Origin of the sequence: Blastococcus sp. TF02A-30, from assembly GCF_003319185.1 — a bacterium.
Taxonomy (GTDB): Bacteria; Actinomycetota; Actinomycetes; order Mycobacteriales; family Geodermatophilaceae; genus Blastococcus.
On the sequence record NZ_QOHJ01000010.1, the window covers coordinates 86492 to 99138 of the forward strand.

The 12647-nt window shown below is 75.0% G+C and carries 9 protein-coding genes and 1 tRNA gene; 2 read left to right on the forward strand and 8 right to left on the reverse strand.

All coding sequences use genetic code 11. The features are described 5' to 3' along the window. Positions 1-165 precede the first annotated feature (165 nt). The 4 genes from hpt to dacB all read right to left on the reverse strand — a co-directional run bounded on the left by hpt (position 166) and on the right by dacB (position 4356). Complete coding sequence (gene hpt / locus DQ241_RS19545; RefSeq protein ID WP_113831879.1) at positions 166-750, reverse strand: hypoxanthine phosphoribosyltransferase; 585 nt, start codon at positions 748-750, stop codon at positions 166-168. Next, positions 747-1748, reverse strand: coding sequence for a tRNA lysidine(34) synthetase TilS (gene tilS / locus DQ241_RS19550; protein WP_233492579.1), 1002 nt, complete (start codon positions 1746-1748; stop codon positions 747-749). The genes hpt and tilS overlap by 4 nt, the downstream gene beginning before the upstream one ends. Positions 1749-1753: 5 nt before the next feature. Further along, positions 1754-2839, reverse strand: coding sequence for a zinc-dependent metalloprotease (locus DQ241_RS19555; protein WP_113831880.1), 1086 nt, complete (start codon positions 2837-2839; stop codon positions 1754-1756). Positions 2840-2940: 101 nt separating this feature from the next. Beyond that, entirely contained in the window at positions 2941-4356 is a 1416-nt protein-coding gene (gene dacB, locus DQ241_RS19560; protein WP_113831881.1) for a D-alanyl-D-alanine carboxypeptidase/D-alanyl-D-alanine-endopeptidase, read from the reverse strand. A gap of 57 nt (positions 4357-4413) precedes the next feature. Here dacB and DQ241_RS19565 point away from each other — a divergent pair, with 57 nt between their 5' ends. Then, positions 4414-4908 carry an inorganic diphosphatase gene (locus DQ241_RS19565; protein WP_113831882.1) on the forward strand — a complete coding sequence of 165 codons (495 nt, stop codon included), beginning with the start codon at positions 4414-4416 and terminating at the stop codon, positions 4906-4908. A 158-nt stretch (positions 4909-5066) separates the two neighbouring features. Here DQ241_RS19565 and DQ241_RS19570 read toward each other — a convergent pair. From DQ241_RS19570 to tmk, 3 genes are all read right to left on the reverse strand, one after another. Next, positions 5067-5139: transfer RNA gene (locus DQ241_RS19570), tRNA-Thr, on the reverse strand. 59 nt (positions 5140-5198) lie between these two features. Further along, positions 5199-6377 (reverse strand): DNA polymerase III subunit delta', encoded by a 1179-nt coding sequence (locus DQ241_RS19575; RefSeq protein WP_113831883.1) that lies wholly within the window; start codon positions 6375-6377, stop codon positions 5199-5201. Then, positions 6374-8575, reverse strand: coding sequence for a dTMP kinase (gene tmk / locus DQ241_RS19580; RefSeq protein WP_113831884.1), 2202 nt, complete (start codon positions 8573-8575; stop codon positions 6374-6376). Before tmk ends, DQ241_RS19575 begins: the two co-directional genes overlap by 4 nt. A 230-nt stretch (positions 8576-8805) precedes the next feature. Here tmk and DQ241_RS19585 point away from each other — a divergent pair, with 230 nt between their 5' ends. Further along, positions 8806-9615 carry a trans-aconitate 2-methyltransferase gene (locus tag DQ241_RS19585; protein ID WP_113831885.1) on the forward strand — a complete coding sequence of 270 codons (810 nt, stop codon included), beginning with the start codon at positions 8806-8808 and terminating at the stop codon, positions 9613-9615. A gap of 61 nt (positions 9616-9676) precedes the next feature. On the opposite strand, the gene topA is transcribed toward DQ241_RS19585, so the two are convergent. Continuing rightward, on the reverse strand, positions 9677-12562 hold the full coding sequence (gene topA, locus DQ241_RS19590) for a type I DNA topoisomerase (RefSeq protein ID WP_113831886.1): 2886 nt from the start codon (positions 12560-12562) through the stop codon (positions 9677-9679). Between the last annotated feature and the right edge of the window lie 85 nt (positions 12563-12647).

A 12647-nucleotide genomic window follows, 5' to 3' on the forward strand; every position in this document is an offset into this window, starting at 1 on the left:
GAGGAGTGGGGCCCGCAGGGTCCCCGAGGACGGGCCGTGGTGAGCCGCCCCTGCGAGGGTCGTGCCGAGCGGTGGAGCCGGAGGCTCCCCGCACGGTGCGACGCAGCGGCTCAGCGCAGCTGGGGGACGGCACCTGGCCGCGGTGCCGGCCCGGAGGGCCGGCAGTCAGGCATAGACCTCGGGCTTGAGCGTGGCGATGTAGGGCAGGTCGCGGTAGCGCTCGGCGTAGTCGAGGCCGTAGCCGATGACGAACTCGTTCGGGATGTCGAAGCCGATGTACTTCACCGGCACCTCGACCTTCACCGCGTCGGGCTTGCGCAGCAGCGCGCAGACCTCCAGGGACGCCGGCTGGCGGCCGCCGAGGTTCTTCAGCAGCCACGACAGCGTGAGGCCGGAGTCGATGATGTCCTCGAGCACCAGGACGTGCTTGCCGGTGATGTCCCGGTCGAGGTCCTTGAGGATGCGGACGACGCCCGAGGAGCTGGTGGCGGAGCCGTACGACGAGACGGCCATGAACTCCATCTGGGTCGGCAGCTGGAGGGCACGGGCGAAGTCGCTCATGAACAACACGGCGCCCTTGAGGACGCCGACCAGCAGCACCTCCTTGCCGGCGTAGTCGTCGGCGATCCGCGCCGCCAGCTCGGCGATCTTCTCCTGGATCTGGGCCTCGGAGAGGAGGACCGACTCGATGTCGGGGCCGTAGCCGTGGTCGGGGCCGAGGGCCCCGGTGGTGCGGACGGCGTCGCTCACGCTGTTGGCTCCTCGTGCTCGGGTTCGTGTGCACCGTCCCGTGCCGGGGCGGGCAGCAGAACCAGGGTGCCAGACGCCCGGACGACGCCTGCGCCGCCGGGTAGGTCGACCCGTCCCTGCCCGCGCCAGCGGACCAGCAGCGCGTCGACGGCGGCCAGGTGGACGGCCTGCAGGTCGGCGACGCCGGCATCCCGCAGCCAGCCGCGCAGCACGCGTCGGCGCAGGCCGTCGGGCAGCGCCGCCGTCCCGGTCGCCTCCAGCCCGCCGTCGACCGCGAGCCGGGCGCGCTCGACCGCGGCCAGCGCGTCCAGGGTGTCCAGGTCCTCGCGCAGCAGCTCGGCGGTCCGCGCCAGCGCCGGGGCGACGCCGCCGCCGAGGACCTCCTCGAGCAGCGGCAGCACCTCGGCGCGCAGCCGCACGCGGGTGTAGGCCGGGTCGGTGTTCCACGGGTCGTCCCACACCGGCAGCTCCAGCGCCGCGCAGGCGGCCCGGGTGGTCACCCGGCGGACGCCCAGCAGCGGCCGCCACCAGCACTCGCGCAGCTCGACCATGCCCGCGACCGAGCGCGGTCCCGAGCCGCGGCCGAGGCCCAGCAGCACGGTCTCGGCCTGGTCGTCGAGGGTGTGCCCCAGGGCCACCCGGGCGCCGCGCTCCCCCGCGGCCGCGGCCAGCGCGGCGTAGCGCGCGCCGCGGGCGGCGGCCTCGGGCCCGCCGGCGCGGCCGACGTCGACGGCCAGCACCCGGACCGGGTCCAGGCCCATGCGGCGCAGCAGGTCGGCGGTCTCGCCGGCCCGCTGCGCGGAACCGGGCTGCAGCCCGTGGTCGACGGTCACCGCCCCGGCCGGGACCCCGGCGCGTGGCGCCTCGAAGGCGATCGCGGCGGCCAGGGCGAGGGAGTCCGCTCCACCGCTGCAGGCGACCAGCACGGGGCGGTCGTCGCCGGTCAGCCCCGGGCGGACCGCCGAGCGGATCCGGGCCACCGCCGGATCGGGGCCCACCACGGTCAGGCGCCGATGGCCGGCCGGCCCAGCACCCGCTCCACCCACCGCTCCGGCGCGGTCAGCTCGTCGATCAGGGGCAGGTTCTCCGGCCGCGCCCAGACCTGGTTGAAGCCCTCCATGCCGACCAGGTCGACGACGCCGCCGACGAAGACCCGCCCGTCGGCGTACTGCTTCATCTTCTGCTCCAGGCCGAGCAGGCGGCGCAGCACCCGGTCCAGCGGGCCGCGGCCCTTGCGCCGCTGCGCGAACCGCTTGCGCAGGGTGCGGACCGAGGGGACGACGTCGGGGCCGACGCCGTCCATCACGAACTCGGCGTGCCCCTCCACCAGGCTCATGACCGCGGTGACCCGGTCGAGCACGGCGCGCTGGCGGGGGTCGCGGATCAGCGCCATCAGGCCCTCGGCGTCGCCGTCGTCGTCCCCCCGGAGGGCGCCGCCGATGCTGCGCAGGACGTCCTGCAGCCGTTCCCGCAGCACGTCGGTGCTCAGGTCGCTGGCCTCGACGAACTCGGCGATCTGCGCCTCGAGGTGCGGCTTGAGCCAGGGGACGGCGGTGAACTGCAGCTGGTGGGTGACCTCGTGCAGGCAGACCCACAGCCGGAAGTCCGAGGGGTCGACGCCGAGCTTCTCCTCGGTGGCGACGATGTTCGGTGCGACCAGCAGCAGCCGCCCGCCGGTGCCGAAGACCTCGTACTGCCCCAGCACCCGCGAGCTCAGGTAGGCGAGGACGCCGCCGGCCTGCACCCCCGTGGCGCGGGAGCCGATCGCGGTGGCCAGCGGCCCGGGCCGGCTGTCCTGCTGCTCGGCCAGCGCGTCGACCAGCGGGTCCAGCAGGGCCGCCATGCCGCGGGTGTTCGCGTCGACCCAGCCCGGGCGGTCCACGACCGCGACCTCGGGTACGGGCCCGCCGGGGACCGGCGAGAGCCCGGTCAGCCCCTCGACGTGCGCGACCGCGGTGGCGGCGGCCTCGTGCAGCTCCCGGACGACGGCGGCGGCGTCCTCGCGCGTGGTGCTCGGGCCGCTGCCCGAGAGGCGGCGGGCGGTGCGGGCGGCGAGGTCCCAGTCGACCATCGAGGAGGCGCTCGGCATCGCCTCACCGTACGCGGGCGCCCGCCCGACGTGACGTGCTGGAACGGCCGCCGTCCAGGGACCCGCGCCAGCGTGCGAGGCGTGGGAGGACCGGCGGTCCTTCAGCAGCCGCAGGCGGCCAGCGCGGCGGCGACGTCGTCGAGCGCGGCCTCGGCGGCGGCCTCGCTGCCCGACTGGTCGGCGATCACCGCGAAGGCCAGCAGCCGGCCGTCGGCGGTTACCACGGTGCCGGCGAGGGCGTGCACCCCGGCGAGCGTGCCGGTCTTGGCGCGCACGACGCCGGGGGCGGCCCCCGCGTCGCCGCGGTCGAAGAGCGTGCCGTCGTAGCCCGCGACCGGCAGCCCGGAGAGCAGGGCGGACGCGCCCTCGATGCTGCCGTCGGCCGCCCCGGCGACCACCTCGGTGAGGACCCCGGCGGGGACCAGGTCCTGCTGGGAGAGCCCGCTGCCGTCGGACAGGCTGACGCCACCGGCGTCGATGCCGGCCTCCGAGACCGCCTCGGTGACCGCCTGCGCGGCACCGGCGAAGGTGGCGGGGAGGTCGCGGGCCAGGGCCACGTGCCGGGCCAGCGATTCGGCCAGCACGTTGTCCGACATGGAGAGCATCTGCTCGACCAGCCGGGCGATCGGCGCCGACTGCACCGTCGCGAGCGTCGTGGCGCCGGCCGGCGCCTCACCCAGGGCCACGCTGGCGCCGGGGGCGCCGAGCGCGTCGGCGAGGGCGGAGCCGGCGTCGAGCCCGGGCTGGCCGCTGCGGGCGACCGCGCCCGGGCTGACGCGGGCGCCGTCGACGGCGGTGGCGGTGATCGGCGCCGCGTAGCTGGACGGGGCGTCCCCGGGTCCCCAGCCGCTGGCGGTCAGCGGGCCGCTGAACAGCGAGCTGTCGACGACGACCCGCGTGACCGCGGTGCCGCTGGGCAGCGATGCGACCACCTGCGCGGCGAGGTCGGCGACGGTGGGCGCGCCGGGGTAGGACTGCGAGGGCGCCGTGCGCGAGAGGGTCGGGTCGCCGCCCCCCACGAGCACGACCTCGCCCGGGGTGGCGCCCTGCACGACCGTCGTCGCCAGGGTGTCGGCCGGGTCGAGCGTGGTCAGCGCGGCGACGGCGGTGAGGAGCTTGGCGGTGGAGGCCGGGATCGCCGGGTCGTCGGCGTCGAGGTCCAGCAGCACGTCACCGGTGGCGACGTCCACGACCTCGGCCGACGCGCCGGAACCGAGCCCGGGGCTCTGCAGGAGCGGGCCCAGCACCGCGGCCAGCGTGTCCGGGTCGGGCGCGGGGGCGTCGCTGGACAGCGAGGCGAGGACGGGCGAGAACTCGCCGAGCTCGGGCAGCTCGGCGTCGGGGACGGTGACCGCGCCGTCGGCGCTGGTGTCCTCGCCGCCGCCCATGCCGAACACGGCGATGCCACCGCCGACGAGGATCAGGACGAGGGCGATGACGCCCATGGCCAGCCGTTTGCGGAACCGCCCGTAGTTCGCCGTGATGACCGTCGAGCCGCTCGACGCGATGGTGCCCACCCCCCAAAAGGTGACCTCCGCAGATCGCACGGGGTCACCGTGCGCCACACTAGGCGGGTGCAGTTCGACGTGACGGTAGAAATCCCGAAGGGCCAGCGAAACAAGTACGAGCTGGACCACGCCACCGGACGCATCCGCTTGGACCGGATGCTGTTCACCTCCACCCGCTATCCGGCGGACTACGGCTACATCGAGAGCACCCTGGGGCAGGACGGCGACCCGCTCGACGCCCTGGTGCTGCTCGAGGAGCCGACGTTCCCCGGGTGCCTGATCACCTGCCGGGCGATCGGCATGTTCCGCATGACCGACGAGGCGGGCGGGGACGACAAGGTCCTCACCGTGCCGGCGACCGACCCGCGGATGTCGCACCTCAAGGACATCACCGACGTGTCGGAGTTCGACCGCCTGGAGATCCAGCACTTCTTCGAGACCTACAAGGACCTGGAGCCGGGCAAGTCGGTCGAGGGCGCCGAGTGGGTCGGCCGCGAAGAGGCCGAGGCCGAGATCCGCGCCTCGCTGGAGCGCGCCAAGAACGAGTCCCCCGCCCACTGACCCTGGCTTCCTGGCCCCGCCCGGTCGCCGAGCGCACCCGACGGCGGCACACCCCTCCCGGGGTGTGCCGCCGTCCGAGATTCCCGGGCCTGCTCCGCCGATCGGCCCCGGAACGACGCAGCGGGCCCGTCCTGGTGGACGGGCCCGCGTGCTGCGAGAGCCGCCTGTCGGAATCGAACCGACGACCTTCTCATTACGAGTGAGATGCTCTACCGACTGAGCTAAGGCGGCGGACGTGCGGGAGACAGACTACGGCACGGCCGACGTCCTCCCGCGCAGGGGCGGGTGCCTCAGGCGGGCAGCCGCAGCGCCACGGTGAGCGCCTCCAGCGCGATCTGCGGCTTCACGTTCTGCTCCAGCGCCAGCCGGCACTCCAGGATCGCGTCGATCCGCCGCAGCGCGCCCTCCGGGCCGATCCGCCGGCCGAGGTCCTCGGCGTCCGCGCGGCGGTCGGGGTGGTTGAGGACGGGCGCCCGCTCGCCGGCGGCGGCGAGCACCAGCGCGTCGCGGTAGAGGCCGGCGAGGTCGACCAGCGCGCGGTCCAGCGAGTCGCGGCCCAGCCGGGTGGCCCGCGACTTCTGCCGCTTCTCCAGCTCCTTGAGCTGCCCGGCGCCGCGGCTGGCGGCGGCCACGCCCGGCCCGCGCGCACCCACGCCGAGGCTGGCCTTCACGGCCTCGGTCTCGGCGCCGTCGAGGGCGGCCGACGCCTGGTCGGCCTCCTCCTTGGCGGCGCCCACGAGGTCGTCCGCGGCGTCCAGGCAGGCGCCCAGCGAGACCAGCCGCAGCGGGATGTCCAGCACCGCCTTGCGGGCCAGCCGCGCGTCCTCGTCGCGGGCCAGCCTGCGGGCCCGGCCGACGTGCCCGCCCGAGGCGGCCGCCGACCACGCCGCCAGCGCCGGGTCGACGCCGTCGCGGTGCTCCAGGACCTCGGCGATCGCCTCCACCGACGGCGTGCGCAGGCCGACCACGCGGCAGCGGGAGCGGATGGTGACCGGGACGTCGTCGGGGTGCAGGCTCGGGGCGCAGAGCAGGAAGACCGTGCGCGGCGGCGGTTCCTCCAGCATCTTCAGGACGGTGTTGGACGCCTGCTCGGTCATCCGGTCGGCGTCCTCGACGAGCACGACCTGCCAGCGGCCCTGGGACGGCGCCCGGCCGGCGATGCGCACGATCTCGCGCACCTCCGCGACGCCGATCGACAAGCCCTCCGGCACGACGGTCTGCACGTCGGCGTGGGTTCCGGCGAGCACCGTGCGGCAGGCGTGGCAGGTGCCGTCGCCCCCGTCGGGGCACTGCAGCGCGGCGGCGAAGGCGCGGGCGGCCACGGAGCGGCCGGATCCCGGCGGCCCGGTGAACAGCCAGGCGTGGGTCATGGCACCCGGTTCGGCGACCGCCGCCTGCAGCTCCTCCACCACCGCCGGCTGGCCGATCACCTGCGCCCAGACCCCGGGCGCGCTCCCCTGGCCGGTCACGGGTGCAGTTGAGGGGTCGGGCCGGTCTGGGCGTGCGGGTGGTGCGGGCCGTGCTGGTGCGGGACACCGGAGGGCTCTGCGGGTGCCGGCGGCTGCTGCGGGAGGGTCTGCAGCGGCAGGCCGGAGAGCAGCTCGGCCACCCGCACGCGGATCGCCGCCGAGATCTCGTCGGGGCTCAGCCGGGCGTCGACCACGAGGTAGCGGTCGGGGTCGCTCTCGGCCAGCCCGAGGAACGTCGCCCGGACCCGCTGGTGGAAGTCCAGCGACTCCGATTCGATCCGGTCGGCGGCGGCGCGCCCGCGCGCCCGGGCGAGGCCCACCTCGGGCGGGAGGTCGAGCAGGATCGTCAGGTCGGGCCGCAGCCCCTCGGTCGCCCAGCGCGACAGCATCCGGACGTCGTCGAGCGGGATGGTGCGGCCGGCACCCTGGTAGGCCAGCGAGCTGTCGATGAACCGGTCGGTGATGACCACCTCCCCGGCGTCCAGGGCGGGGCGGAGCACGTCGTGCACGTGCTGGGCGCGGTCGGCGGCGTAGAGCAGCGCCTCCGACCGCGGGGAGATGCCGGTGTGCGCGCGGTCGAGGACGATCGCGCGGATCGCCGCACCCGACGGCGTGGCCCCCGGCTCGAAGGTGGAGCGGGCCACCAGGCCCTCGTTGGTCAGCCACTCCTGCAGCCGGCGCACCTGGGTGGACTTGCCCGCGCCCTCGCCGCCCTCGAAGGCGATGAAGACGCCACCCCCGGCGAGCCGGCGGCGGGCGGTGGTGTCGCGGCGCAGCGCGGTGACGACGTCGGCCAGCAACGGGACGGGGCGGCCGTCGTCCATCTGCCGGTAGGCGACCAGACCCACGCCGACGGCGAGCAGACCGGCCGCGAAGAGCATCAGCCGCTCTCCGGACAGCGGCACGCTGAGCGAGCCGACGGCCAGCGAGTGCCGCCCGATGGCGCCCACCCCGAACGGCACCAGGCCGAGGGACAGGATCAGCGCGGCGCGGACCAGCGACTGCACGATCGCGAACGTGCGGCCCCGGATCGCGTCGTCGACCTCGGTGCCGATGAGGGTGAAGCCGGCCAGGTAGGCGATGCCGGCGAAGAAGCCCATCACCACGACCAGCAGCAGCGCGATCCACAGCGCCGGCGTCCAGGCGAGCAGCAGCACCACCACCCCCGCGCCGACGATGGCGACGCCGAAGATCCGCTCGCGGGCCAGGTCGCGGGCGATGCTCGGGCCCAGGCCGATGCCCAGACCCAGCCCGACGAAGACCGCGCCGAACAGCAGCCCGTAGGCCGCCTGCCCGCCGCCCAGCGCGTTCACGAACGCCTGGCCGGTGGCGATGATCGCGCCGGCCGCGGCGAAGGCACCGGTGATGCCGACGACCAGCCCGCGGACCAGCCGGGTGTGCCCGGCGAAGGAGAAACCCTTGACCAGGGAGGCGAAGAAGCTCTCCTGCTGCACCACGGTGCCGGCGGCGCGGCGGCCGCTGATCGAGGGCAGGTTCCAGATCACGAACGCGGCGACGAGGAAGGTGAGCGCGTTCAGGTACAGCGCCAGGTCGACCTGGTCGACGCCGGGGATGACGTCGCTGATGTGCCCGCCGGCGCTGTTGAGCAGCGCGTAGACGATCGCGGCGAGCACCGGGGTCAGCCCGTAGGTGGTGACCAGGGACAGCTGGTTGGCCGACTCCAGCTGGTCCTTGCGCAGCATGTTCGGCACCGACGCGTCCTTGGCCGGGATCCAGAACAGGCTGAACGCCTCGATGAGGAACTGGGCGACGAGCAGCCAGAGCAGGTTGTCGACGATCGGGATCGAGGCGAACAGGCCGAACCGGATGACGTCGGTGACGACCATCGTCTTGCGCCGGTCGAACCGGTCGGCGAAGACGCCGGCCAGCGGGCCGAGGACGATCGCCGGCAGCAGCCGGAACAGCAGCACCCCGCCCAGGGCGTAGTTCTTCGCGGCGAAGTCGTCGAACAGCGACGTCGCGGTGGCGGTGATCGCCAGCAGGCCCAGCCAGTCGCCGAAGCTGGACAGCGACATCGACAGCCACAGCTTGCGGAAGTCGCGCACCCGCAGGACCGCGCGGATCCTCGCGGCCGCGCCCACCCCGCCGACGCTCTCCGGCTGCGTGCCGGGCGGGTCCGAGCGCTCGCCGTCAGGCGGCACCGGCGTGCCCGCCGACGGCAGGCCGTCGGCCGGCACGGGGGTCCGCTCGACCGGGCCGGTCGGCTGCGCGCGCGACGGCTCCGGCGGCGTCGGGTCGGTCGGGATCGGGGCTCCCCGGGGTCGTGGGTCGAGGGACGGGGCTGGTCCTCAGCGGGCTCACGGTACCGGCCGCGGCGGACGTTCCCGGACGGATCGCGCCCGGACGGGTCCCGCACCGGCGAAGCGTCCCGCGCCGTTCACCGGCCGGACGGCTAGGTTCGGCACCGGTGGCGGATCCCGGGCGGTCGAGCGGGTCCGGGGCGTGGGACCCGGGCCGCTACCTGCGCTTCGCCGGCGAACGCGCGCGCCCGTTCGCCGAGCTGACCGCGCGGATCGGCGCGGTGGACCCGCGGACGGTCGTCGACCTCGGCTGCGGCGAGGGCTCGCTCACCGCCGCGCTGGCCGACCGGTGGCCGGGTGCGCGGGTGCTCGGCATCGACTCGTCGGCGTCGATGCTCGCCTCCGCCGCCGCGCGCGCCCGTCCCGGGCTCGGGTTCGCCCTCGGCGACGTGCGCGACTGGGCGCCCGAGGAGCCGGTGGACGTGCTCGTCTCCAACGCCGTCCTGCACTGGGTGCCGGGGCACGACCGGCTGCTGGCCCGCTGGGCCGGGCACCTCTCCCCCGGCGGCTGGCTCGCCGTCCAGGTGCCGGGCAACTTCCGCGCGCCCACGCACACCCTGCTGGCGCGGCTGTGCCGCTCCCCGCGCTGGGCCTCGCTCGTCGCCGACGTCGCCCCGCCGGAGGACGCCGTCCCGGAGCCCGCGGGCTACCTCGGCGTGCTCACCGAGGCCGGTCTGACGGCCGACGTCTGGGAGACGACGTACCTGCACGTGCTGCCCGGTCCCGACCCGGTGCTGGAGTGGGTGCGCAGCACCGTGCTCCGGCCGGTGCTCGCCCGGCTGGACGACGCGGACGCGGCGACCTTCACCGGCGAGTACGCCGCGGCGCTGCGGGCCGCCTACCCGCCGCGCGCCGACGGGCGCACCGTGCTGCCCTTCCGCCGGGTGTTCGCCGTCGGCTCCCGGCCTGGCTGCTGAAGGACCCCGCTGCCGCCGACCGCCCGCACGCTCGCGGCGGGTCCCCGCAGCGGGGCCACCCTCAGCTGGTGACGACCGGCTCGGCGGGCGCCTTCTTCGCGGCGGTCTTCGTGGCCGTCGTCTTCTTCGCCGTCGTCTTCTTCGCCGTCGTCTTCTTCGCGGCCGTCTTCTTCGCGGCCGTCTTCTTGGCGGTGGTCTTCTTCGCGGCCTTCTTCTTGGTCGCCGGCCCGCGGGCGCGCCGGTCGGCGAGGAGCTCGGCGGCCCGCTCGATGGTGATCGACTCGACGTCGTCGCCCTTGCGCAGGCTGGCGTTCGTCTCGCCGTCGGTCACGTAGGGCCCGAACCGGCCCTCGCGCACGGTGACCACGCCCTCCGTGACCGGGTCGGGACCCAGCTCCTTGAGCGGGGCCTTCGCCGCGGCGCGACCGCGCTGCTTGGGCTGGGCGAAGATCGCCAGCGCCTCGTCGAGCGTGGTCGTGAAGAGCTTCTCCTCGCTGTCGAGCGACCGGGAATCGGTGCCCTTCTTGAGGTAGGGCCCATAGCGGCCGTTGAGCGCCTGGATCTCCTCGCCGTCGGGTGCGGTGCCGACGGTGCGCGGGAGGGTCAGCAGCTTGAGGGCGTCGTCGATGGTCACCGTCTCCGGCGACATGGACGAGAACAGGCTGGCGGTGCGCGGGGCGTCCTTGCTGCCCTCGGGGACGACCGTCGTCACGTACGGGCCGTACCGGCCGGCCTTGACCACGACCGGGTGCCCGGACTCGGGGTCGGTGCCCAGCTCGCGGTCACCGGACGGGGCCTCGAGCAGCTCGCGGACCTTCTCGGTGCTGAGCTCGTCGGGCGCGAGGTCCTCGGGGATGCTGACGCGGGCGCCGTCCTCCCCGCCGGCCTGCAGGTACGGGCCGTAGCGGCCGACGCGCACGACGACCGGCCGCCCCTCGGGGTCGGTGGCCCGCAGCGGGATGGAGTTCACCCCGCGGGCGTCGATCTCCTCGAGCCGCTGGCCGACGATCTGCTTGAGCCCGCCGGACTCGGCGATGCCGCCGCTGTGCCGGCCGGAGCCGCCGAAGTAGAACTCGGTCAGCCAGTCGACCCGCTGCAGGTTGCCGTCGGCGATCTCGTCGAGCTCCTCCTCGAGGGAGGCGGTGAAGTCGTAGTCGACCAGCTGGGCGAAGTGCTGCTCGAGCAGGTTCACCACGGCGAAGGCGATGAACGAGGGCACGAGCGAGTTGCCCTTCTTCCACACGTACCCGCGGTCCTGGATGGTCTGCATGATCGACGCGTAGGTGGAGGGGCGGCCGATGCCGAGCTCCTCGAGGCGGGCGACCAGGCTGGGCTCGGTGTAGCGGGCCGGCGGGCTCGTGGTGTGCCCCTTGGCGTCCAGCTGCTGGGTGTCGAGGTCCTGCCCGCGCTCCAGGCGGGGCAGCCGGCGCTCGGCGTCGTCGTCGCCGCCGTCGCCGTCGGCCGGCGTCTCGTCGCGGGACTCGACGTAGGCCTTGAGGAAGCCGGGGAAGGTGATCGTCCGCCCGCTGGCGGTGAACTCGACGGCCTCGTCGGTGGCGCTGCGCCCGGCCAGCCGGATGCTGACGGTCTGCCCCACGGCGTCGGCCATCTGCGAGGCCACGGTGCGCTGCCAGATGAGCTCGTAGAGGCGGAACTCGTCGCGGGCCAGCTGCGGGGCGAGCTGCCCCGGCGTGCGGAAGTTGTCACCTGCCGGGCGGATCGCCTCGTGCGCCTCCTGCGCGCCCTTGGCCTTGCTCTTGTAGCGGCGCGCCTCGGCCGGGACGTAGGCGTCGCCGTACAGCTCGCGGGCCTGCTGGCGGGCGGCGTTGATGGCCTCCTGCGACAGGTTCGTCGAGTCGGTGCGCATGTAGGTGATGTGGCCGTTCTCGTACAGCCGCTGCGCCACCCGCATGGTCTGCGCCGACGACCAGCCGAGCTTGCGGCCGGCGTCCATCTGCAGCGTCGAGGTGGTGAAGGGGGCGTACGGGCGACGGCGGTAGGGCTTCTCGTCGACCCGGCTGACCCGGACCTGCCGCCCCTCGAGGCGCGCGGCCAGCCCGCGGGCGCCGGCCTCGTCGAGGTGCACGACGTCGCCGGTCACCCGGCCGGTGGCCGGGTCGAAGTCACGGCCGGTGGCCACCCGGCTGTCGTCGACGCTGACCAGCTTGGCGCGGACCGTCGTCGGTTCGCCCTCGTCGGTGGCCGCGCCCGGGCGCGGGACGGCGAAGGTGCCCTCCAGCGACCAGTAGTCGGCGGCGTGGAAGGCCATGCGCTCGCGCTCGCGCTCGACCACGATCCGGGTCGCCACCGACTGGACGCGGCCGGCCGACAGCTTCGGCAGCACCTTCTTCCACAGCACCGGCGAGACCTCGTAGCCGTAGAGGCGGTCGAGGATCCGGCGGGTCTCCTGGGCGTCGACCAGGGCGGTGTCGAGCTCGCGCGGGTTGGCGACGGCGCGGGCGATCGCCTCGGGGGTGATCTCGTGGAACACCATGCGGTGCACGGGAACGCGCGGCTTGAGGGTGTCGACCAGGTGCCAGGCGATCGCCTCGCCCTCGCGGTCCTCGTCTGTCGCGAGGTAGACCTCGCTGGCGTTCTTGACCAGCTGCTTGAGCCGGGTGACCTGCTGCTTGCGGTCGGGGCTGACCACGTAGAGCGGCTCGAAGGAGTTGTCGACGTCGACGCCCAGGCGCGCCCAGGCGGCGCCCTTGTGCTCGGCGGGGACGTCGGCGGCGTTGCGCGGCAGGTCGCGGATGTGGCCCACCGACGCCTCGACGACGTACCCGCTGCCGAGGTAGCCCGCGATCTTGTTGGCCTTGGTCGGCGACTCCACGATGACCAGCGGCCGCCCCCCGGACGCGGCCGAGCCCCGCTTGGCGGGCGCCTTGGTGCCGCCGGCGGTCGTCTCGGTGGTCGCGCTGCCGTCCTGCGTGGTCCTGGTGGGCACGGTGCTCCTGTCGGTGGTGCCGGTGGTGCTCGGCGCGGCTCGCCGCCCCGGGCGGTGGTGCGGTGGGCCCGGACGCCGGGTCCGG